This window comes from Ensifer sp. GW823-FHT05D09 (assembly GCF_058795755.1).
This window is the reverse complement of sequence record NZ_JBXAIA010000011.1, coordinates 112498-133842: the sequence shown is the minus strand read 5'-3', so window position 1 is coordinate 133842 and position 21345 is coordinate 112498. Positions and strand designations below refer to the sequence as shown.

Sequence of the window (21345 nt, the reverse complement as noted above, 5' to 3'; positions counted from 1 at the left end):
TGATTCCTCCTTGTGATTGTTTTTTAATCGAGCAGCGCTGCGATCGCGGTCGGCACGTCCTCGCCGCGGATCGCCAGTTCCTCGAATTCGACGACCGCATTGATGTCGACGCCCATGGAGATGTTGGTGACGCGCTCGAGGATGAACTCGATGACGACGGGAACCTGATGCTCGTCCATCAATGCGCGCGCACGGTCGAACGCCTCCTGGAACTCGTTGGGACTGCGCACCCGGATCGCCTTGCAGCCGAGCCCTTCGGCGACCGCGACATGGTCGACGCCATAGCCCTTCTCTGCGTCGCCAGAGGCGTTGATGTTGTCGAAGGCGAGGCTGACCTCGAAGTCCATGTTAAAGCCGCGCTGGGCCTGGCGGATGAGGCCGAGATAGGAATTGTTCACGACCACGTGCAGGTAGGGCAGCTTGTGCTGGGCGCCGACCGCCAGTTCCTCGATCATGAACTGGAAGTCATAGTCCCCGGAAAGCGCAACGATCGTCCGGTCCGGATCGGCGGCACGCACGCCGAGCGCTGCCGGCAATGTCCAGCCGAGCGGACCGGCCTGGCCGCAATTGATCCAGTTGCGCGGCTTGTAGACGTGCAGGAACTGGGCGCCGGCGATCTGGCTGAGGCCGATCGTCGAGACATAGCAGGTATCGCGGCCGAAGGCCTTGTTCATCTCTTCGTAGACGCGCTGGGGCTTCAGCGGCGTCTGGTCGAAATGGGTCTTGCGCAGCAGTGTCCGCTTGCGTTCGCGGCATTCTTCCGCCCAGCCCGACCAGTCGCGCAGCTTGCCGGCCGTCTTCCACTCGGTTGCGACGTCAAGGAACAGCTTCAGCGCGGCACCCGCATCGGAGACGACCCCGAAATCCGGCGCGAAGACGCGGCCGATCTGCGTCGGTTCGATGTCGACGTGGACGAACTTGCGACCCTCGGTATAGGTCGGGACGTTGCCGGTGTGGCGGTTGGCCCAACGGTTGCCGACGCCGAGCACGAAGTCGGAGGCAAGCATGTTGGCGTTGCCGTAGCGGTGCGACGTCTGCAGGCCGCACATGCCGGCCATCAGCGGATGGTCGTCCGGGATCGTGCCCCAGCCCATCAGCGTCGGGATAACGGGAATACCGGTGATCTCGGCAAATTCGGTCAGGAGGTCCGAGGCGTCGGCGTTGATGATGCCACCACCGGCGACGATCAGCGGCCGCTCGGCCTCGTTCAGCATCGCGATCACCTTCTCCGCCTGGGCGCGCGTCGCCTTGGGCTTGTAGGGCTCGAGCGGTTCATATGTTTCGGGATCGAACTCGATCTCGGCGAGCTGAACATCGACGGGCAGGTCGATCAGGACCGGGCCCGGCCGGCCGGAACGCATCAGATGGAACGCCTTCTGGAAGACGAAGGGTACCAGCGCCGGCTCCATCACGGTCACGGCCCATTTGGTGACGGGTGCGGCGATCTTGGCGATATCGACCGCCTGGAAATCTTCCTTGTCGAGACGCGCGCGCGGCGCCTGACCGGTGATGCAGAGGATCGGGATCGAGTCAGCGGAGGCCGAGTAGAGGCCGGTGATCATGTCGGTGCCGGCAGGGCCCGATGTGCCGATGCAGACGCCGATATTTCCGTGCCTGGCGCGGGTATAGCCTTCAGCCATATGCGAGGCGCCCTCGACATGGCGGGCAAGGATATGGCGGACCGAGCCGCGCGCCCTCAGGGCGGAGTAAAACGGATTGATCGCCGCACCTGGTACGCCGAAGGCACAATCGATGCCCTCTTTTTCGAGAACGTAAACAGCCGCGTCAACGGCGCGCATCTTAGCCATGGGAACTCCTCCTGTTTGATGAGACGATAACCCATAACGATCGATACTCAACATCTAAATGGAATTCATTTCCATCATACGGAAATAAACATCTTCAAGAATTTCGAAACAATCGATCCCGCTCCTGCTAGAGGATGATGGACATGACTCGGGGATCGCTGGAGGACGAAGGATGGATGCGACAGGCAAGGGAAAACGCGGCAGGAAGGCCGGCGAGAACGCAGCGCCCGGCTCCGTACAGGTGCTCGACCGCAGCCTGACGCTGCTGGCGATCGTTGCCGAAAACGACGGCTCGACCCTGACGCACCTGTCCGATGTGACCGGCATGGCACCATCGACAGTGCACCGGCTGCTGACCTCTCTCGCCAACCACGGCATGGTGATGAACGATCCGGACACCGGCGCCTGGACCATCGGCCTGAAGGCATTCGAGATCGGCAACGCCTATCTGCGCTTCCGCAAGCTCGGCACCATCAGTCGTCCGTTCCTGAAGCAGTTGATGGAGGAAAGCGGCGAAACAGCGAACATCGGCATCGAGGAAGGCGGCGATGTCGTCTTCATCTCGCAGGTGGAAAGCCATGCCCCAATGCGGGCGTTCTTTCGCCCCGGCCGGCGCGGGCCCATCCACGCATCGGGCATCGGCAAGGCGATCCTGTCGACCTGGGCCGACAAGGATGTGGCGCATCTGCTTGCCGGGCGCGAGCTCGCACATTTCACCGACAAGACCCGCGACAGCCTGCCGGCGCTGCTGCAGGATATCCAGACCATCCGCCAGCGCGGCTGGTCGGTCGACGACGAGGAACATACGCTCGGCATGCGCTGCGTGGCGGCACCGATCTTCAACGAATATGGCGAGACGATTGCCGGGATCTCGATCTCGGGGCCGTCGGTGCGCATCAATGACGAAAGGCTCTCGCTGCTTGGGCCGGCGGTGCGCGAACGCGCCGACGCGCTGACCCGGGCGATGGGCGGCAAGCGGCCGGAAGATCTCTGACGAGGAAAGCCTTCCTTGGAGGGAGGCTCTGAGTGCTCAGCGGGGAAGGATGGGCGTGAATGGGCCGCAGTTGCCGAAGCCGCGCTCGTTCCTGTGCGTGTTCACAGAAAGGAACTGCGGGACCAGCCCAAGTCCTTGGGCTGAAAGGTCTTGGACCTGACAGACGTCAGGTTGCTGGGTTCCGGCACACGGCGGAATGAGGGAAGAAAACAAGCCTTCCCCTGATATGCATTCTCAAGCCTCGTAGCCCTGCCCTTTGCGCTGCAACGCCGCCAGAACGGCTCAGACCGTCTCGAGCCTCCGGCCACCTTCAGCCTCTGCAGCAACGACCTGGGCACTTGCACGATGTTTCATCGGCTTGCCGGCGACGTAGGTTTCCGCCACCGAGCGATCATCCCCCATCGTCTGCAGGATGAACAGCTCCTCGGCAAGGGTCTTGGCCACGCGCATGCGGAGCTCCATCGACGGCTTGGCGCTGCTGTCGAGCACGACGATATCGGCGTCGGCGCCGATATGCAGCGAGCCGATGCGGTCGTCGAGATCGAGCGCCCGGGCATTGCCAAGCGTCATCATGTAGAACGAGTTCAGCGGCGAGAGCCGTTGACCCTGCAGATGGAGAACCTTGTAGGCCTCGTCCATGGTCTCAAGCATCGAGAAGCTGGTGCCGGCGCCGACATCGGTTGCAACCGACCAGCGCGCTCCGAGCTTGTCGAACCGATCGCGATCGAAGAGGCCCGAGCCCAGGAACAGGTTCGATGTCGGACAGAAGGTGCCGACGGCACCCGTTTCGGCCAGCACCGAAATTTCGCGGTCGCTCAGATAGATGCAGTGCCCAAGCAGCGTCTTGCGCGTCAGAAGATCGTAGCGCGCATAGATGTCGGTATAATCCTTCGCCTCCGGATAGAGCGATGTCGCAAACGCGATCTCGTCCTTGTTCTCGGAAAGATGTGTCTGAACGTAGCATTCGGGATGCTCGGCGACGAGCGCGCGGCTCATCTCCATCTGTTCCGGCGTCGATGTGATCGCGAAACGCGGGCTGATGGCATAATGCGCGCGGCCGCGGCCGTGCCACTTGCCGATCAGGTGCTTGGTCTCGTCATAGCCCAGTTGCGGCGTGTCGCGCAGCGCGTCGGGCGCGTTGCGGTCCATCATCACCTTGCCGCCGATCATTAGCATACCGCGGGCTTCGGCCGCTCCGAAGTAGGCATCGACGCTTTCGGGATGCACCGAGCAATAGGCGACAGCCGTGGTGGTGCCGTTGGACAAAAGCTCGTCCATGAACCGGCCGGCGATGAATTGCGCATGCGCCGGCTCACGGAACTTCTGTTCCTCGACGAAAATATAGGTATTGAGCCATTCGAGCAGTTGCGCGCCATAGGAGGCGATCGCCTGCGTCTGCGGGAAATGCAGATGCGTGTCGATCAGACCCGGCAGCACTAGGTTCGGCCGGTGATCGGCAACCTTGACAGAAGGACCCGCACGGCGCGAAACGTCTGCATGTTCGCCGATATCGGCGACCTTGCCGCCCCGCACCAGAACGGCGCCGTCTTCGAAATAGCGGTAGGAAGCGGTATCGTCGATGCCCTCAGGCTTTTCGACGAAGGTCAGCACGCGGCCGCGGATCAGCAAATCGGTCATTGAACCTTCTCTCCCTTTACGGCCGTTTCATACCAGGCGACGAAGAGCTTGCGCTCCTCGTCGGAAATGCCGGTGACATTGGCCGGTGGCATCGCGTGCGAGCGGCCGGCCTGCAGATAGATTTCGCGGGCGTGGTTGGCGATCTCGCTATCGGTCTCGAGCGTCACGCCCTTGGGCGGCACGACGATCCCCTCCCAGCCGGGCTCCTTGGCATGGCACATGGAACAGCGGCCAAGCACGGTGTCGCGCACCTTCGGAAAGGCTTCCGCGGTCACGAAAGGCTGCTGGGCCGCCGAAACCTTCGCCTCCTCCTCGCCGCTCAGGATCTTCGGCACGGTCGACAGCCACATGATGACGATGAAGAGCAGCGCGGTTGCAAGCCAGGTCCAGGTCGGATTGCCCTTGTCGGCGTGACGGGTGTTGAAATAGTGGCGGATGGTGACGCCCATCAGGAACACCAGCGACGCGATGATCCAGTTGTACTGCGTGCCGAACGCCAGTGGGTAATGGTTCGACAGCATCAGGAACAGGACGGGCAGCGTCAGGTAGTTGTTATGGGTCGAACGCTGCTTGGCGATCACGCCGTATTTGGCGTCCGGCGTGCGACCGGCAATCAGGTCGGCAACAACGATCTTCTGGTTGGGAATAATGATGAAGAACACGTTGGCCGACATGATCGTTGCCGTGAAGGCGCCGAGGTGCAGGAAGGCGGCGCGACCGGTGAAGAGCTGCGTATAGCCCCAGGCCATGCCGACCAGGATGAAATACAGAAGCACCATCAGCTTGGTGTTGTCGCGACCGGCCGGCGATTTGCAGATCGTGTCATAGGCGAGCCAGCCGAACCCGATCGATGCCAGCGAAATGGCGATCGCCGTCGTCTTCGAGACGTCGAGGACATTGGGGTCGATCAGGTAGAGGTCAGCGCCGGCATAATAGACCATGCACAGCATGCCGAAGCCGGAAAGCCAGGTGACATAGGATTCCCATTTGAACCAGATCAGGTGCTCCGGCATGTTGGACGGCGCCACCAGATACTTCTGTATGTGGTAGAAGCCGCCGCCGTGAACCTGCCATTCCTCGCCGTAGGCGCCGACGGGCAGGTCGGGTCTCTTCTTCAGGCCCAAGTCGAGCGCGACGAAATAAAACGACGAACCGATCCACGCGATACCGGTGATGACGTGCAGCCATCTCATGGCAAAGGTCAGCCAATCCCAGGCTATGGCATACTCGTACATGCAATTCTCCCATTTCTCCGTGGCGCATTATGTGTCATTGCTGGAGGCTGCGGGAACGTCGCTGGTTCACCAACACTTTCAAAAAAATCTATATAATCGCGACGGAATGGATGCGTTACATAACGCCCGGAGGAGAGATCGGGAGGCATGTCATATCTGGACAACGTGCGCGTCTTCGTACGCGTGGTAGAGCTTGGAACCCTGTCGGCGGCTGGTCGCGACCAGCGCGTGACGCCAGCAGTCGCCAGCAATAGAATCAAGGAGTTGGAGCGCCACATGGGCGTTCGGCTGTTCAATCGGACGACGCGCAAGCTGACCCCTACCGAGCACGGGCGTGTCTTTTACGACGGTGCCGTCAAGATACTCGAGGCAGTCAACGAGGCAGAAAACGCCATTGCCGACCTCTCGCACAATCCGAAGGGCGCGCTGAAGATTACCGCTCCCTTAGGGATAGGTCGAAGGCTGATCGCCTCGGGCATTCCGGAGTTTCACGACAAGTATCCAGATATCGAGGTGCGGCTCAGGCTCTCCGACCACAACGTCGATATCCTGTCGGAAGGCGTCGACGTCGCCTTCAAGCTCGGCATCCTCGAGGATTCGAACCTGCGCATGCGCGGCATCATGAACTGCGAGCGGGTCGTGTGCGCAGCACCCGCCTATTTCGAAAAACGCGGCATGCCGCAAACGCCGGACGAACTGATCGCCAACAAGCACGACTGTCTGCTTTTGCGCTATCCCGGTTCGAAGGAATACTTCTGGACATTGCAGACGCCGGAAGGCGTCAGGAAGTTCGAAGTGACTGGGCCTTACGATTCGGATGACGGCGACGTGCTGACCCAATGGGCGCTCGACGGGCGCGGCATCATCAACAAGCCGCTCTTCGAAGTGAAGAGTCATATCAACGCTGGCGAACTGGTGCCGATCCTCGCATCAACGCCACCGCTCGGCGTGCAACTGGCAGCGATCTATCCGCACAAGCGCTTCCAGGATCCGAAGGTGCGCCTGATGATCGATTACATGGCGGAGCGCTGTCAGCGGCTGATCGGCAAGATGCTGGCCTGACCGGCCAGCATCGGTGAAACTGCGCTCTGGTCCAAGACTAAGGCACGAGCACGATCTTGCCCATCGTGCTTCGCGTTTCCAGGACGCGGTGCGCCTCGGCCGCCTGCGCCAGCGGAAACCGGCCACCCACATGAACCTTCAGCCGCCCGTCTACCACCTGACGGAACAGACGAGCGAGATCGGCCTTCACGCCGGAAGGGCTGAGCAACGGCAACAGGGCAAAGCCGCGTAGCGACTGATTGTTCGACAGCATCTTCTCGACATCGCCTGCCCCAAGTTCGAAGCGACCCATCGCGCCGAAGACAAGCTCACCCCCGGGCGAAAGGACGCCGAGCGCCGATTTGGTGAAGTCACCACCGACAAAGTCGTAGATCGTCTCGACCGGGCCACCCATCGGATGCTGGCTGAGTGTCCCCTGCCAGTCTGCTGTCCGGTAATCGAGCGCAAGGTCCGCGCCAAGCGAGCGCGCGAACGCAACCTTCTCGCTACCGCCTGCAAGCGCGACCACCCTTTCGGCGCCCGCCTCCTTTGCAAGCTGAATGAGCAGCGAGCCGACACCGCCGGCGGCGGCCGTCACCAGCACTGTCTTTCCTTGGGGTTTGCTTTGCCGAACGAGATGGAGCGCCGTCAACCCCTGGATCATCAGCGCCGTCGCCACCTCGAACGAGACCGCGTCGGGGATCGGGACAAGTGCGCTGGCGTCAATGGAGACATATTCCGCGCAGCCACCGGAGCCGCGCCCAAAGGCGAACATGGGCACGGCCACCCGCGTACCGACCGCCGGTGCTTTCACGCCCTCGCCCAGCGCCTCGACAACACCAGCCACCTCGACACCCGGCACAAGCGGCAAATCCGGCGTGAGGGCATAGCGGTCCTGCCGCATCAGAACTTCGAAGAAATTGAGCCCGATAGCCCTGACGCGCACCAGCGCATCACCGCGCCCGGGCGCCGGAGTTGGCGCGTCGATGGCATGAAGGACTTCAGGGGCCCCGAAGGATCGGTATTCAATGGCTCTCATGGATCTCGACCTGATTTGATTGGCTTCGATCCGTAACTAGCCCTACTCTCCAATGCGGCTCTACACACCCTTTCGTTTCATACTGACCAGTTGGTAACCATGACCGATATCATCAAGAGACTGCCGTCATTGCCATCAGAACGCGCGCTCAAGGTGATCTCGGGACGCTGGAAAGCCGTGATCCTCTATCATCTGTTCGACGGTCCGCGGCGGCTTTCGCAGTTGCGGCGGCTTGTTCCGGCCATCAGCCAGAAAGTCCTGATCCAGCAGCTTCGCGAGATGGAGGAACATGGCCTGGTTCATCGCGAGATCTTTCGCGAAGTGCCGCCTCGGGTGGAATATTCGGCAACGGCGCTGGGACAAAGCTTGGAGCCGGTCCTGCTTGCCCTATGCGAATGGGGGCAGCGTCACGCGCAGGAGCTGGGCGAATTCGATCAGGTCGGCGATTGCATCATCCGGCCGCGCCAAGGCGCCTGATGTCAGGCGCCGACGTGCTTGCCCCGCTTGGTCGACCCGACGGCCGGTGTTTCCCAATGTTGGTTGAGAGCAGCGGTCATGATCTCGGCGGCGGCGAGCGCGGCGATGACGGCCGGCCGCTTGTCCTTTACTGCCGTTCCGCCGATCGGGCAGACGAGCCGGTCGAAGAGATCGGGCCGACCGATCTCGCGTGAAAGCCAGCTCTTGAACGTGGAACGCTTGGTCTTCGAGCCGATCATGCCGACATAGGACGCATCGTCGCGCCTGAGCGCCTCGGCCGCAATCAGGAAATCGAGCGCGTGGTCATGGGTGAGGATGACGAAGGCGCTGCCGCGCGGGGCATCGCGGACGACCGCCTCGGGCATCGCCGTCAGGCAAGTCTCGATGCCGTGGATGTTTGCCGCCTCAAGTTCGTCCTCTCGCGTATCGACGAGGATTGTGCGCACCGGCACGAGCGACAGCGCCATCGCCAGGGCGTCGCCGACATGGCCGGCGCCGAAGACATAGACATGGGGACGGCTGGCAATTTCCAGATCGCTGCGGTCTATCAGCATGGTTGCTTTCTCCCGATCGATGCGCGCGAAGGCGAGCGCGACACGCCCGCCGCAACACTGGCCGATCTCGGGGCCGAGCGGGATCGTCATGGTGTCGGCGCGGTCGCCGCGCTTCAACGCGCGCCGACCGTGGTCGATCGCCATATATTCGAGCTGGCCGCCGCCGATGGTGCCGAAAAGAGCGTCCGGCGCCACCAGCATCCAGGCGTCGGTGTCGCGCGGCGTCGAGCCGGCAGCTCCGGTTACCTCGACCAGCACGCAGTCCGGTTCGCGGCGCAGGAAGTCCCTGATATCCTCTCGGCTCGCAACCATTGCCATCAGCCCTTTGCCACAGTCCCTTGCCTTGCGGCGGCCCGCAGCCGCTCGATCGCCATCAGCACCCGCTCCGGTGTTGCCGGCGCGTCGAGGCGCGGAGCGATACGATACTCCGCAACGCTCGCGGCTGCCATCGACAAGGCCTCCAGTACCGAAATGCCCAGCATGAACGGCGGTTCCCCGACGGCCTTCGACCGCCGGATCGTCTCCTCGCGGTTGACGGACCATTCGGCGAGACGAACGTTGAACACGCGGGGGCGATCGGAGGCAAGCGGGATCTTGTAGGTCGACGGCGCATGCGTGCGCAGCCGGCCCTTGGCATCCCACCAGAGTTCTTCGGTCGTAAGCCAACCCATGCCCTGAACGAAGGCACCCTCCACCTGGCCGAGGTCCAGTGCCGGGTTCAGCGACCGGCCGACGTCATGCAGGATATCGGTGCGATCGACCTGATATTCGCCGGTCAGCGTGTCAACGCTGACCTCTGAGCAGGACGCGCCATAGGCATAGTAGAAGAACGGACGGCCGCGACCCTCAGAGCGGTTCCAGTGGATCTTCGGCGTCTTGTAGAACCCGGCGGCAGACAGCTGGATGCGGGCGCCATAGGCGAGCTTGATGAACTCGCCGAAGGGCAACCGATCCGCGCCGATGCGCACCGTGTTCGGCTCGAAAGCAACATCGGATTCCGCAACGTTCCAGCGTTCGGCAGCAAAGCGCACCAGCCGCGCCTTGATCTGCTGCGCGCCATTGGCGGCGGCCATGCCGTTCAAATCCGCGCCTGAGGATGCGGCCGTCGCCGATGTGTTCGGCACCTTCGCAGTCGTCGTCGCCGTCACCTTGATCCGCCCGAGATCGACCTGGAACTCGTCGGCAACCACCTGCGCGATCTTGGTGTAAAGCCCCTGCCCCATCTCGGTGCCACCATGGTTGAGGTGGATCGACCCGTCGGCATAGACGTGCACCAGGGCGCCCGCCTGATTGTATTCTGTCTTGGTGAAGGAGATGCCGAACTTGACCGGGGTCAGCGCGATGCCGCGCTTGACGATGTGATTCTCCCGGTTGAAGGCGATGACGGCCTTTCGACGCGCGGCGTAATCGGCCGACGTTTCCAGCTCCTCGATGATGCGGCCGATGATGTTGTCTTCGACCGTCTGGTGATAGGGCGTGAGATTGCGGCCCTCGCCGCCATAGAAGTTGAGCCTGCGGATCTCGAGCGGATCCTTGCCGACGGCATAGGCCACGTCCTCGATCATGCGTTCGCCGCCGACCATGCCCTGGGGGCCGCCGAAGCCGCGAAAGGCGGTGTTGGAGACGGTGTTGGTCTTCAACGGCTTCGAGCGCAGGCGCACGTTCGGATAGAAGTAGCAATTGTCGGCATGAAACAGCGCGCGGTCGGTGACCGGACCGGAAAGATCGGCGGAAAAACCGCAGCGCGCGGCAAACACCGCATCGACCGCCTCGATGCGGCCCTCGTCGTCGAAGCCCACCTTATAGTCGACATGGAAATCGTGGCGCTTGCCGGTCGCCGACATGTCGTCGTCCCGGTCCGGGCGCACCTTGACGGCGCAGCGGTACTTCTTGGCGGCCAGCGCCGCTACTGCTGCGAAGATGTTGGCCTGCGTTTCCTTGCCGCCGAAACCGCCGCCCATGCGGCGCACGTTCACGGTCACGGCATTGGACGGCACGCCAAGCACCGTTGCCACCATGTGCTGGGTTTCGCTCGGATGCTGGGTCGACGAATAGACCAGCACCTCGTCGTCCTCGCCGGGGATGGCGAAGGAAATCTGGCCTTCGAGATAGAAATGATCCTGGCCGCCGATGCGCATTTCGCCTTGAAGGACGTTCTTCGCCTTGGCGAAGCCGGCTTCGATGTCGCCGCGCTCCAGCTTCAAGGGATCGATAACAAGCGGATAGTTGGCGGCAGCCGCTTCCAGCACGTCGGTGACATGCGGCAGGTCACGGTACTCCACCTTGACCTTGGCGGCGGCGCGCCGTGCCGCCTCGCGCGACGTGGCGATGACCGCAAAGATCGGCTGGCCGTGGAACTCGACCTTACCGGTCGCAAACACCGGATCGTCATGCTTGTGTGCCGGGCTGATGTCGTTTTCGCCGGGGATGTCATCTGCCGTCAGGATGCCGATCACGCCTTCACTGGCGCTGACTGCGTCGAAATCGATCGACAGGATATCGGCATGGGCGCGCTGCGACAGGCCGAGATAGCCGTGCAGCGTGCCTGATGGTTCGGGGATATCGTCGATATATTCGGCGGTTCCCGACACATGCTTGTGGCCGGATTCGTGTTTCTCGTTTTCGTGGACGCCACCGCGGATGCGGTCGATGGGCTGCATCACATTCATGGGTCTCACCTCCTAGACGGCAACAGCGATGGTGCGGTCGAGCCGGATGTTTCCGGTCGCCTGCGTTTCCAGATAGAAGCGGCGAAGCAGGTTCTTCGCCACCAGCTGGCGGTATTCCGCCGAGGCCCGCCAGTCGGTGAGCGGCGTAAAGTCCTCATCGAAGGCGGAGATCGCTTGCTCGACTGTCGCCTCGCTCCAGACCTTGCCCTTGAGCGTAGCCTCGACATGGTCAGCCCGCTTCGGGGTTCCGGCCATGCCGCCAAAGGCGATCACAGCGTCCGTGACATTGCCGGCACCGTCGAACGTCAGACGGAAGGCGCCGCAGACCGCGGTGATATCCTCATCCAGCCGCTTGGTGATCTTGTAGACGGCAAAGCTCGTGTCGGCTTCGAGGAAGGGAATATGGACCGCCTCGACGAATTCGCCGGGCTCGCGATCCTGCTTGCCATAGGCGATGAAGAAATCCTGGAGCGCGACCGTGCGACGGCGCGCGCCCTTGCGCAGCGTCATCGAGGCCCCGAGCGCGATCAGTGCCGGCGGCGTGTCGCCGATCGGCGAACCATTGGCGATGTTACCGCCGACGGTGCCCATATTGCGGACCTGCTGCCCGCCGATCCGGTCCCAGAGTTCGCGCAGTTGCGGGAAATGCTCGGTGATAACTGGATAGGCTTCGGCGTAGCTGACACCGGCGCCCAGCGTCACACCGTTCTCGTCGACGGTGATGCGGCGAAGCTCTTCGAGATGCGTCAGGTGCACGACCGGCGCGATATCGCGCATGAACTTCGTGACCCAAAGACCGACATCGGTCGAGCCGGCGACGATCGTCGCCTTCGGATTGGCTTCGAGCACATCGGCAAAATCGTCGACGGAGGCCGGCAACATGAACAGCTCGGATCCCTCGCCGATCACCACGCGGCGACCATCCTGAAGGCTGGCGAGTTCACCGGCGATCCGGTCGCGTTCGGCAAACAGCGGATCCTTGCCGAGATCGCCGATCGTCGAGATCGCTTCTGCGGCGCGGATGATCGCGGCGTAGCCGGTGCAGCGACAGAGGTTGCCCTGCAGCGCCTTTTCGATTTCCGTGATCGACGGCTTCGGGTTCTCCATCCAGAGGCCATAGAGCGACATGACGAAGCCGGGCGTGCAGAAACCGCACTGCGAGGCATGCGTCTCAACCATCGCCTGCTGGACGGGATGAAGCGGGCCACCCGGCGTTGCCAGCGAATCCACTGTCACAACATGACAGCCGTCGAGCGAGCCGACGAAGCGGATGCAGGCATTGACGGATTCATATTTCAGCTGGCCGCCGAGCATTCGGCCGACCAGTACGGTGCAGGCGCCGCAGTCGCCCTCGGCGCAGCCTTCCTTGGTGCCACGCAGGTTGCGGTCGATGCGCAGGAAATCGAGCAATGTCTGGACCGCCGAAACGTCGGAAAGCTCGACGAGGCGGTGGTTGAGCAGAAAACGGATGGTGTTGCGGATCTGGATGGTCATTGCCGGTCAGCTCCCGCGATAGGTCGAGTAGCCATAGGGCGAGAGCAGCAGCGGCACGTGATAGTGCGCCGCCTGGTCATCTATGCCGAAACGGATGGGGATGACATCGAGGAACGGATTGGCGCCGCGCGCCGCTTCGGAGCCGAGATAATCGCCGGCGTGAAACTGCAACTCGTAGGTGCCCGTCTGCATCAGCGGTCCGCTCAGAAGCGGCTGGTCGCAGCGTCCGTCGCCATTGGTGCGTACCGAGCGCAGGTGCGTCTGGCGCTCGCCTTCGATGCGATAAAGCTCGATGCGCAGGTCCTTGGCCGGTTTGCCACTGGCCGTATCCAGCACATGGGTCGTCAGACGGCCGTCGTTTCCACCATGAGATTGCATGCGTATCGCTCCTCCCGAAGTCAGCTTTCCAGTTGGCAGTATCGAGGCGAGCCAGGGCATTGAGAAGCGGGCCGTTCATTCGAGACTTTCAAAATTTTCAGGGGGAATGACGTTGGAAAAATCCCGTTAGGAATCAGGCCGCAGAGACAAATGTCTGGAGGACTGCTTCATATGAGATACCCCCGCGATCTTCACGGCCATGGCCCTGATACCACCACCGTCTGGCCCGACGAGGCGCGGATTGCCGTGCAATTCGTGATCAATTACGAGGAAGGCGGCGAGAATTGCGTGCTGCATGGCGATGCCGCATCGGAGGCCTTCCTGTCGGAAATCGTCGGCGCTCAGGCCTGGCCCGGACAGCGCCACTGGAACATGGAGTCGATCTATGAATATGGCGCCCGCGCCGGTTTCTGGCGGCTCCACCGGATGTTTACCGAAAAGGGCGTGCCGGCGACGGTCTATGGCGTCGCAACAGCGCTGAAGCGGTCGCCGGCCCAGGTCGCCGCCATGCAGGATGCCGGCTGGGAGATCGCCTCGCACGGCCGCAAATGGATCGAGCACAAGGATTTCAGCCCCGAGCGCGAACGGGAGGAGATCGCCGAGGCGATCCGGCTGCACACTGTGGTCACCGGCGAACCGCCGCGCGGCTGGTACACCGGCCGCTGTTCCGACAATACGCTCGATCTGGTGACCGAGACCGGCGGCTTCGACTACGTCTCCGACAGCTATGCCGACGACCTGCCCTACTGGCACGAACATGCAGGTCGCCATCAGCTCGTCATTCCCTACACGCTCGACACCAACGACATGCGCTTTGCGACACCGCAGGGGTTCAACAGCGGCGACCAGTTCTTCAGCTATCTCAAGGACAGCTTCGACGTGCTCTATGCGGAAGGCACGACCGGTGCACCAAAGATGCTGAGCATCGGCCTGCACTGCCGTCTCGTCGGCCGGCCGGGTCGCGCCGCAGCCCTTGCCCGCTTCATCGATTATGTCAAAAGCCACGAGAAGGTCTGGCTCGCCCGGCGCATCGATATCGCGCGCCACTGGGCAAAGACCTATCCGTTCAAGGCCTGGGACGATCGTCCGTCGCGGCTTTCGGAAGCCGATTTCGTCGCTCGTTTCGGCGGTGTGTTCGAGCATTCCGACTGGATCGCCAAGCGCGCCTTTGCCGGTGAACTGTCGGCGGCCAACGACACTGCGATCGGGCTTGCAGCGGCGCTCACCGCAGTCTTCCGCGAGGCGACGGCGGACGAACGCCTCGGCGTGCTCAACGCCCACCCGGATCTCGCCGGCAAGCTGGCGCAGGCAAAGCGGCTGACCGAAAGCTCGACCAGCGAACAGGCCTCGGCCGGCCTGGATGCACTGACCGATGCCGAGCGTGCCCGGTTCACCGAGTTGAACAGCGCCTATGTCGCCAAATTCGGTTTCCCCTTCATCATCGCCGTCAGGGGCCGCAGCAAGGATGATATCCTGGCGGCCTTCGAAACCCGGATCGGCAACGATCGCGACAGCGAGCTGAAGACGGCCTGCCGTCAGGTGGAAAGGATTGCGCTTCTCCGCCTCAAAGACATGCTGCCGAGCTGAGCGCCGCGATGACGACCGATGGCGCCGGCCTGCCTGACTTCGCGCGCAAGGCGATCAATCTCGCCTCCGCCGGCCTTGGCGCCAGGCCGGTCTTTGCGACGGACGAGTTCTTCGCCCCGCTTGAGCGGCTGCTGCAGGATTGTCCCGCAGTCTTCCATCCCGGTGTCTACGACGACCACGGCAAATGGATGGACGGCTGGGAAACCCGGCGTCGGCGCGGCCCTGGCCATGACCACGCAATCGTCGCCCTTGCAGCAAGCGGCCGGATCGCTGGCTTCGACGTGGACACAGCCCACTTCACCGGCAACTACCCCAGTGCCTGCGCCATTGATGCCTGTCTGGCGCCAGGAGGACCTGATGAAACGACAGTGTGGACCGAGCTTTTGTGCACGAGCCCGCTTGGCCCAAGCGCCCATCATTTCTTCCCGGCGCGGGTCGAAGGCGTTTGGAGTCACGTCAGGCTGCGCATCTATCCCGACGGCGGCATTGCCCGGTTACGGGTCTATGGCAGGCCCGAACTCGACCTAAGTAGGTTCGGCTACGAGGCCGTCGACCTCGCATCCTCGCTGCTCGGCGGCCGGATTGTCGCCTTTTCGAACGGCCATTACGGCCATCAACGGCTGCTAGCGCCCGGCCCGGCGATCAACATGGGCGACGGCTGGGAGACGCGGCGGCGGCGCGAACCGGGCAACGACTGGATCATCGTACACCTTGCCGCACGGACGTCGATCGAACGCGTTATCGTCGACACCGCACATTTCAAGGGTAACTACCCGGATGCCTGCTCGGTGCAGGCGGCCGACCTCAGCGAGGCGGAGTGTGCCGTCGACGCTGCAGTGACAGCATCGTCGCTCTACTGGAGGGACGTGCTGCCGCGCCAGCAGCTGAGCCCCGACAGCATCCATGACTATGGCGCAGGCATGATCGAAGACATCGGTCTCGCCACTCATGTCCGTCTCAACATCTACCCCGATGGCGGCGTCAGCCGGCTGCGAGTCTTCGGGCGCATTGCAGGTGCCGGCACCCCTTAAACGACCAACATCAGACGGAGGAGCGTCACATGAAGGAGATCGTCATACAGCCGTTGACCCGGGAGGCTTTTGCGCCTTTCGGCGACGTGATCGAAACGGAGAATGCCAACAACTTCCCCATCAACGGGGGCAATGCAACCCGCTACCACGACCTCGCCAAGATCGATACAACAGGCGAAAAGGCCCGGCCCATGATCAGCCTGGTGCGCGGCGTACCCTATCCGCTGCCGCTGAAACTCACCATGGTCGAGCGCCATCCGCTCGGCAGCCAGGCCTTCATCCCCTTGAGCGACAATCCGTTTCTGATCGTCGTCTCCCGGGAAACCGACGAAGGCCCGAGTGAACCGATCGCCTTCAAGACCACCCCGGGCCAGGGCGTCAACATCGCTCGCAATGTTTGGCACGGCATCCTGACGCCGCTTGATGACGTCTCGGATTTCGCGGTGGTCGATCGCGGCGGCGAAGGCGTCAATCTGGAGGAACACTTCTTCAAGGAGCCGTTCCTGATCGTGTGAGTGAATGCATGACCCGGTCGTCCGGTCGGGTTATCGGTGCGCCAGGGCCTCGCTGGCCGCCGAAATCGGGCGAAGACTGCGGCCTCAATAGCCGCCATCCCGCCGGAATTTTGTCGGCGTGTATCCAGTCACGCGGCGGAAATCGCGCGAGAAATGATAGGGATCCGGATAGCCGCAGACGGCGGCCACCGCCGAGACCTTGGCATCGGGTCCAACCAGCAGGCGCTTTGCCTGGTTGATCCGCTCGTGGCGCAGCCAGTCCATCGGCGTCGTTCCAACCATGTCGCGAAAGCGGCGAAAGAGTTGCGACGGGCTCAGCCGCGCAAGCGACGCAAGATCGTCGATCGTCCAGGGCCTGGCGAGATCGTCGCGCATCACTGACAGAACCTGAAGCAAACGGTCTTCACCGGACCTGTCCTCGGCCGGTTCGGCTCCGATCAGCCGTGGCGCGATCATGTCCGCCATCAGCCCCGCGATGGCGGCGCTCGACAAGGCGTCCGTCGCCGGCGAGCGCTCGGCAAGAAATCCGCTCACACTTTCGAACGCCGCCTGCGCGCTCCGCATGTCTCTCGGCACGAACAATGGCGACTGCTGCACGCCAAGAAACTGATAGAGCGCATCAAGCCCGTGTCCCTCGATCCCCATCCAGAGATAACGCCAGCTTTCGCTGTCGGCAGCGCAGCTATGCGCATAGGCCTGAGCCGTATCGAGCCAGGCAACACTGCCGGTTTCGGCCAGGAACCGTTGACCGCGCACCTCGATCAACCCGCATCCGCCGATCGTGTAGACGAAGACATGCTGGTGGAACCGTTTGCGGATCGGCGCCTCGTCATGGCGTGCCGTCCGGCTTCCGGCCACCAGCGCCAGATAGGGAAACGCATCGGCGAATTTTGCCGGTGTGTGGAAATAGATCTCTTCGCTTTCGGGCAGCATGCCATTTTCTGGCATTCGATGCGAGTTTTGTCCATCATCTTGCGACAGGGCACCATTCACAGAGCTACGGCAGTGACGTTATCATGCAGCTTTATGCACGGAGAATTGCCCATGACCGAAGCCGCGCCGAATGGCGACGCCGCGAATTTTACCTTCGCGCCGCTGTCCCCGGATTTTGCTCGCGATCCCTATCCGACCTACCGCGCGCTGCGCGAAAAAGAGGGGTTGCACTATTTCGCGGATTTCGACATCTGGCTCGCCTCGCGCTTCGAGGATGCCTCGGCGATCGTGATGGACAAGCGCATGGTTCGCTCGCTGGAGGATATCGCCACAGCCGAAGAAATCGCCAGCATCCAGCGCGCCGGCAACTGGCACGACATGCCGAACCACTCGCGTTTCGTGCAGTTCAGCCTGCTCGACAGCGACGGCGCCGTGCACGACCGACTGCGCCGGCAGGTGTTCAAGCTGTTCACCCCGGCAATGATCGCCAAGCTGCGCGACCAGATCCAGGCCTATGTCAACAGGCTGATCGACAGTCTTGCCGATCGCGGCCAGATCGATTTCGTCGACGATCTCGCAGCCCATGTGCCCGGCCATATCATCGGCCGCCTGCTCGGCGTTCCCGATGAAGACTGTCCCCAGTTGCGCATCTGGTCGGAAAACATCGTCCAGTTTTTCGACGTCGACCGCTCGGATGAACGCAAGCTGATCGCCGAGACCAACACAACAGAGTTCTACGAATACCTGACAGCCCTCAAGCACGAACGCGAGCGCAGCCCAAAGGACGATCTCATTTCCGTTCTGATCGAGGCGGAACGCACCGGAGCGATGAACGCCGACGAGTTCATCTCCACCTGCATGCTGATCCTGATGGCCGGCCACGGCTCGACGATCGACGTACTCGGGAGCGGCATGCACGCGCTGTTGCGCTTTCCCGAGCAGATGGCGCGGCTGCGCCAGGACCCGGCATTGATCCAGACCGCCGTGCAGGAAATGTTCCGCTACGAATCGCCACTTCCGTTCTTCCACCGCCACTGCATCGAGGAAGTGGAAATCGCCGGACGGACTTTCGCGCGTGGCACCAAGTTCGGCGTGCTCTACGGCGCAGCCAACCGCGACCCCAGACAGTTCGACAATGCCGACAGCTTCGACATCGGCCGCAGCCCCAACAGGCATCTCGCCTTCGGAGGCGGCGTGCACTTCTGTCTCGGCAACCATCTCGCCCGGCTGGATATGGACATCATCTTCAGCACACTGCTGCGACGCTTTCCGCAGATCGAGCTTGTCGACGAGAGGCCCGAATACAAGCGCGGCCTCTCGGTGCGCGGCCCGAAGCGGCTGCAGATCGCCATCAAACCGGCTTGAACGCCAGCGATCGCGCCTTGTCGCACAAGATACGTCGAACGAATTCAGATTTGAGTGGAGACTATGGAATGCCAAGGATTGTTTTTGTGGATGCCGAGGGGAAGTCGACCGAGGTTGAGGCCGAAATCGGCCAGTCGGTGATGTCCGCGGCCGTTCAAAACGGCATCGACGCCATTGCGGCCGAATGCGGCGGATCCTGCGCGTGCGGTACATGCCACTGTTACATCGACGCGGGATGGAGCGAAAAGCTGCCCGCGCCCGACTACCAGGAGCAGGACATGATCGAGTGCGTCGTCAATCCGGATGAACGCAGCCGGCTCAGCTGTCAGATCACTGTTTCCGCCGCGCTCGACGGGCTCGTCGTGCATCTGCCGGCCGGGCAATACTGACCGGGGCTAACGCTCCGTCGTATGTAAAAAGACCGGAGCCGCAAGAGGTCTGCGGTCCGGCCAGCCTTCTCGGGGGAAGTTCTGAGATTACGGTACCGGGGCATTGTCTGCCCCGGTCTTTGTCTTATTCGGCGAAGAAGGCAAAGCGCACGATGAAGAGCGCCGCAACCAACTGCGTTGCCGGGTGGATGACGCTCCACTTGCCGGTGAACACCTTGAGCACGACATAGCTCACGAAGCCGAAGGCAAGGCCGTTGGCGATCGAATAGGTGAAGGGCATGGCGAGTGCTGTGAGTGCTGCCGGTGCCGCTTCCGTCAGGTCGTCCCAGTCGACTTCCGTCAGTTCGCGCATCATAAGGCCCGCGACATAGAGCAGGGCCGGAGCCGTCGCATAGGATGGGACGGCGGCCGCCAGCGGCGAGAAGAACAGCGCCGCCAGGAAGAGCACGCAGACGGTGAGCGCGGTCAGGCCCGTGCGCCCGCCAGCCTGGACGCCGGAGGCGCTTTCGACATAGGCCGTGGTGCTGCTGGTACCGATCAGCGAACCGGCAACGATGGCGGTGCTGTCGGCGAGAAGCGCCCGGCCGAGACGGCTTGGCTTTCCTTCTTCCACCAGCTTGGCGCGCTTGGCCACCCCGATCAGCGTTCCCGTGGCATCGAAGACTTCGACGAGCACGAAGACGAGGATCACGTGGACCAGACCGCCATGGAGCGCGCCCATGATATCGAGCTGCATGAAGGTCGGTGCGATACTCGGCGGCGCAGAGACGATACCCTTGAATTCGCTGACACCCAGCAGCATCGACAGAATGGTGACGACGAGGATGCCGATCAGGATCGAGCCGCGCACTTTAAGCGAATCGAGCACCGCAATGACGAAGAAGCCGAGGATCGCCAGCAGCGGACCGGTCTGCTTCAGGTCGCCGAGGCCGACCAGCGTTGCCGGATTGTCGACGACGATGCCGGCATTCTTCAGCGCGATGATGCCGAGGAACAGGCCGATACCGGTGGCAATCGCACTTCTGAGTGAATGCGGGATGCCGGCGATCAGCCAGCTTCGCACCCCGGTTACAGTCAGGATCAGAAAGATCACGCCGGAGATGAACACGGCGCCCAGCGCCTGCTGCCAGGTGAAGCCGAGAGCTGCAACCACGGTAAAGGCGAAGAAGGCGTTGAGGCCCATGCCCGGCGCCATGCCGATCGGCCAGTTGGCGACGAGCGCCATGACGGCCGAGCCGAGTGCGGCGGCAATACAGGTCGCGACGAAGACGGCATCCCTATCCATGCCCGTGGTCGACAGAATGTCGGGATTGACGAAGATGATGTAGGACATCGTCAGGAATGTCGTGACGCCGGCAATCACCTCGGTGCGCACGGACGTCCCATGCTCATTTAACTTGAATAGTCGTTCAAACATATTTCCTCCCTTGGCGGCGTCGCCACGACGCAGCCGAACGACAGAGATCGGGACACAGTCTCCTCCAGTCCCCGACCAGTGCATTTCGATCGTCGCCGAATGACCCGGCGCAACCGCATAACGGACCGCTTGCGGCCCGTACCGGGCGGGCGATCGTCCGCCCTCCTTGAGACGACGCGAATGCCCTTGTGCACAGCCTTCGGATTGTGCGTCTTCCCGCGGCCGACCGCTAGCCGTCCATTCCAGGGTTCGGCGATGAAAGACTTTCAAATTTTTCGGAGCAGTTGCGGCCGATATGACGGCCATTTCTCGGCTTTTTGCCGGCGGATTCGGCGGCCGAAGCACGCGGGGAAAATATCTCCGACCGGCCTCTTGACCTTCCAACGATGGGAAGCCCCATCTTTGTCTCACATCGAAAACAAGGAGACAAGCGATGCAGAACTACAAGATCGACAACATGACCTGCGGACACTGTGCCGGCAACGTTCAGAAGGCGATCCTGAGCGTCGATCCGCAGGCATCGGTCAAGGTCGATCTCGGCGCGCGTGAGATCAGCGTGGAGACCGTCGCCGCAGCCGTCTCGATTACGGAAGCGCTGAAGGCGGCAGGCTACGACAGTCGCCAACTCTGAACTGGAAGCTCGACGGTGCCTCCCGGTCACCGGTTGACGCCTCGGCTCCGCGCCGGGGCGTTTGCCGTTTGACGGCGGCGGACCGAAGCAGAAGATCGTGGTGCGCATTGTGAGAAAAAATCTTTGAAACCGCCCTTGACCTTCCCATCG

The 21345-nt window shown here is 62.4% G+C and carries 19 protein-coding genes; 9 read left to right on the top strand and 10 right to left on the bottom strand.

Annotation, left to right across the window (positions count from 1 at the left end; all coding sequences use genetic code 11):
* Positions 1-23 precede the first annotated feature (23 nt).
* Complete coding sequence (gene gcl / locus AC1Q80_RS26055) at positions 24-1808, bottom strand: glyoxylate carboligase (RefSeq protein ID WP_492362295.1); 1785 nt, start codon at positions 1806-1808, stop codon at positions 24-26.
* A gap of 172 nt (positions 1809-1980) precedes the next feature.
* Here gcl and AC1Q80_RS26050 point away from each other — a divergent pair, with 172 nt between their 5' ends.
* Complete coding sequence (locus AC1Q80_RS26050; RefSeq protein WP_492362294.1) at positions 1981-2802, top strand: IclR family transcriptional regulator; 822 nt, start codon at positions 1981-1983, stop codon at positions 2800-2802.
* A 282-nt stretch (positions 2803-3084) separates the two neighbouring features.
* Here AC1Q80_RS26050 and guaD read toward each other — a convergent pair whose 3' ends face one another.
* Both guaD and AC1Q80_RS26040 read right to left on the bottom strand, forming a co-directional pair.
* A complete protein-coding gene (gene guaD, locus AC1Q80_RS26045; protein WP_492362293.1) occupies positions 3085-4440 on the bottom strand; it encodes a guanine deaminase in 1356 nt (451 codons plus the stop codon).
* Entirely contained in the window at positions 4437-5675 is a 1239-nt protein-coding gene (locus AC1Q80_RS26040) for a urate hydroxylase PuuD (protein ID WP_492362292.1), read from the bottom strand. Before AC1Q80_RS26040 ends, guaD begins: the two co-directional genes overlap by 4 nt.
* A gap of 147 nt (positions 5676-5822) precedes the next feature.
* Here AC1Q80_RS26040 and AC1Q80_RS26035 point away from each other — a divergent pair, with 147 nt between their 5' ends.
* Entirely contained in the window at positions 5823-6737 is a 915-nt protein-coding gene (locus tag AC1Q80_RS26035; protein ID WP_492362291.1) for a LysR family transcriptional regulator, read from the top strand.
* Positions 6738-6774: 37 nt separating this feature from the next.
* Here the strand turns inward: AC1Q80_RS26035 and AC1Q80_RS26030 are convergent, their stop codons facing one another.
* Positions 6775-7755 (bottom strand): quinone oxidoreductase family protein, encoded by a 981-nt coding sequence (locus tag AC1Q80_RS26030; RefSeq protein ID WP_492362290.1) that lies wholly within the window; start codon positions 7753-7755, stop codon positions 6775-6777.
* A gap of 99 nt (positions 7756-7854) precedes the next feature.
* On the opposite strand from AC1Q80_RS26030, the gene AC1Q80_RS26025 reads away from it, so the two are divergent.
* Positions 7855-8232: a winged helix-turn-helix transcriptional regulator gene (locus AC1Q80_RS26025; protein ID WP_173423057.1), complete on the top strand. Its 378-nt coding sequence runs from the start codon at positions 7855-7857 to the stop codon at positions 8230-8232.
* A 2-nt stretch (positions 8233-8234) separates the two neighbouring features.
* Here the strand turns inward: AC1Q80_RS26025 and xdhC are convergent, their stop codons facing one another.
* From xdhC to uraH, 4 genes are read right to left on the bottom strand one after another with little or no spacing between them, the layout of a single operon-like run.
* A complete protein-coding gene (gene xdhC, locus AC1Q80_RS26020; RefSeq protein ID WP_492362370.1) occupies positions 8235-9098 on the bottom strand; it encodes a xanthine dehydrogenase accessory protein XdhC in 864 nt (287 codons plus the stop codon).
* A 5-nt stretch (positions 9099-9103) separates the two neighbouring features.
* Entirely contained in the window at positions 9104-11455 is a 2352-nt protein-coding gene (xdhB, locus tag AC1Q80_RS26015; RefSeq protein ID WP_492362289.1) for a xanthine dehydrogenase molybdopterin binding subunit, read from the bottom strand.
* A 12-nt stretch (positions 11456-11467) separates the two neighbouring features.
* The gene (xdhA, locus tag AC1Q80_RS26010; protein ID WP_492362288.1) at positions 11468-12949 is read right to left on the bottom strand and encodes a xanthine dehydrogenase small subunit; all 1482 of its coding nucleotides are present in this window, start codon (positions 12947-12949) and stop codon (positions 11468-11470) included.
* 6 nt (positions 12950-12955) lie between these two features.
* On the bottom strand, positions 12956-13327 hold the full coding sequence (gene uraH, locus AC1Q80_RS26005; protein ID WP_209790015.1) for a hydroxyisourate hydrolase: 372 nt from the start codon (positions 13325-13327) through the stop codon (positions 12956-12958).
* Between the two features lie 171 nt (positions 13328-13498).
* Here uraH and puuE point away from each other — a divergent pair, with 171 nt between their 5' ends.
* The 3 genes from puuE to AC1Q80_RS25990 are packed head-to-tail and all read left to right on the top strand — an operon-like array spanning position 13499 to position 16460.
* A complete protein-coding gene (gene puuE / locus AC1Q80_RS26000) occupies positions 13499-14914 on the top strand; it encodes an allantoinase PuuE (protein WP_492362287.1) in 1416 nt (471 codons plus the stop codon).
* Between the two features lie 8 nt (positions 14915-14922).
* A complete protein-coding gene (gene alc, locus AC1Q80_RS25995) occupies positions 14923-15945 on the top strand; it encodes an allantoicase (protein WP_492362286.1) in 1023 nt (340 codons plus the stop codon).
* A gap of 29 nt (positions 15946-15974) precedes the next feature.
* Entirely contained in the window at positions 15975-16460 is a 486-nt protein-coding gene (locus AC1Q80_RS25990; protein WP_034799348.1) for an ureidoglycolate lyase, read from the top strand.
* A gap of 84 nt (positions 16461-16544) precedes the next feature.
* Here AC1Q80_RS25990 and AC1Q80_RS25985 read toward each other — a convergent pair whose 3' ends face one another.
* A complete protein-coding gene (locus AC1Q80_RS25985) occupies positions 16545-17393 on the bottom strand; it encodes a helix-turn-helix transcriptional regulator (RefSeq protein WP_173423064.1) in 849 nt (282 codons plus the stop codon).
* 111 nt (positions 17394-17504) lie between these two features.
* Here AC1Q80_RS25985 and AC1Q80_RS25980 point away from each other — a divergent pair, with 111 nt between their 5' ends.
* Both AC1Q80_RS25980 and AC1Q80_RS25975 read left to right on the top strand, forming a co-directional pair.
* Positions 17505-18758 (top strand): cytochrome P450, encoded by a 1254-nt coding sequence (locus AC1Q80_RS25980; protein WP_492362285.1) that lies wholly within the window; start codon positions 17505-17507, stop codon positions 18756-18758.
* A gap of 68 nt (positions 18759-18826) precedes the next feature.
* Positions 18827-19147 (top strand): 2Fe-2S iron-sulfur cluster-binding protein, encoded by a 321-nt coding sequence (locus tag AC1Q80_RS25975; RefSeq protein ID WP_209790020.1) that lies wholly within the window; start codon positions 18827-18829, stop codon positions 19145-19147.
* A 124-nt stretch (positions 19148-19271) separates the two neighbouring features.
* On the opposite strand, the gene AC1Q80_RS25970 is transcribed toward AC1Q80_RS25975, so the two are convergent.
* Entirely contained in the window at positions 19272-20564 is a 1293-nt protein-coding gene (locus tag AC1Q80_RS25970) for an NCS2 family permease (RefSeq protein ID WP_173423067.1), read from the bottom strand.
* Positions 20565-20997: 433 nt separating this feature from the next.
* On the opposite strand from AC1Q80_RS25970, the gene AC1Q80_RS25965 reads away from it, so the two are divergent.
* Complete coding sequence (locus AC1Q80_RS25965) at positions 20998-21195, top strand: heavy-metal-associated domain-containing protein (RefSeq protein ID WP_173423068.1); 198 nt, start codon at positions 20998-21000, stop codon at positions 21193-21195.
* Positions 21196-21345: the final 150 nt, after the last annotated feature.

Excerpts from the sequence above, each read along its gene's own strand:
- gcl (WP_492362295.1), bottom strand. The coding sequence starts at position 1,808 with ATGGCTAAGATGCGCGCCGTTGACGCGGCTGTTTACGTTCTCGAAAAA.
- AC1Q80_RS26050 (WP_492362294.1), top strand. The coding sequence starts at position 1,981 with ATGGATGCGACAGGCAAGGGAAAACGCGGCAGGAAGGCCGGCGAGAAC.
- guaD (WP_492362293.1), bottom strand. The coding sequence starts at position 4,440 with ATGACCGATTTGCTGATCCGCGGCCGCGTGCTGACCTTCGTCGAAAAG.
- AC1Q80_RS26040 (WP_492362292.1), bottom strand. The coding sequence starts at position 5,675 with ATGTACGAGTATGCCATAGCCTGGGATTGGCTGACCTTTGCCATGAGA.
- AC1Q80_RS26035 (WP_492362291.1), top strand. The coding sequence starts at position 5,823 with ATGTCATATCTGGACAACGTGCGCGTCTTCGTACGCGTGGTAGAGCTT.
- AC1Q80_RS26030 (WP_492362290.1), bottom strand. The coding sequence starts at position 7,755 with ATGAGAGCCATTGAATACCGATCCTTCGGGGCCCCTGAAGTCCTTCAT.
- AC1Q80_RS26025 (WP_173423057.1), top strand. The coding sequence starts at position 7,855 with ATGACCGATATCATCAAGAGACTGCCGTCATTGCCATCAGAACGCGCG.
- xdhC (WP_492362370.1), bottom strand. The coding sequence starts at position 9,098 with ATGGTTGCGAGCCGAGAGGATATCAGGGACTTCCTGCGCCGCGAACCG.
- xdhB (WP_492362289.1), bottom strand. The coding sequence starts at position 11,455 with ATGAATGTGATGCAGCCCATCGACCGCATCCGCGGTGGCGTCCACGAA.
- xdhA (WP_492362288.1), bottom strand. The coding sequence starts at position 12,949 with ATGACCATCCAGATCCGCAACACCATCCGTTTTCTGCTCAACCACCGC.
- uraH (WP_209790015.1), bottom strand. The coding sequence starts at position 13,327 with ATGCAATCTCATGGTGGAAACGACGGCCGTCTGACGACCCATGTGCTG.
- puuE (WP_492362287.1), top strand. The coding sequence starts at position 13,499 with ATGAGATACCCCCGCGATCTTCACGGCCATGGCCCTGATACCACCACC.
- alc (WP_492362286.1), top strand. The coding sequence starts at position 14,923 with ATGACGACCGATGGCGCCGGCCTGCCTGACTTCGCGCGCAAGGCGATC.
- AC1Q80_RS25990 (WP_034799348.1), top strand. The coding sequence starts at position 15,975 with ATGAAGGAGATCGTCATACAGCCGTTGACCCGGGAGGCTTTTGCGCCT.
- AC1Q80_RS25985 (WP_173423064.1), bottom strand. The coding sequence starts at position 17,393 with ATGCTGCCCGAAAGCGAAGAGATCTATTTCCACACACCGGCAAAATTC.
- AC1Q80_RS25980 (WP_492362285.1), top strand. The coding sequence starts at position 17,505 with ATGACCGAAGCCGCGCCGAATGGCGACGCCGCGAATTTTACCTTCGCG.
- AC1Q80_RS25975 (WP_209790020.1), top strand. The coding sequence starts at position 18,827 with ATGCCAAGGATTGTTTTTGTGGATGCCGAGGGGAAGTCGACCGAGGTT.
- AC1Q80_RS25970 (WP_173423067.1), bottom strand. The coding sequence starts at position 20,564 with ATGTTTGAACGACTATTCAAGTTAAATGAGCATGGGACGTCCGTGCGC.
- AC1Q80_RS25965 (WP_173423068.1), top strand. The coding sequence starts at position 20,998 with ATGCAGAACTACAAGATCGACAACATGACCTGCGGACACTGTGCCGGC.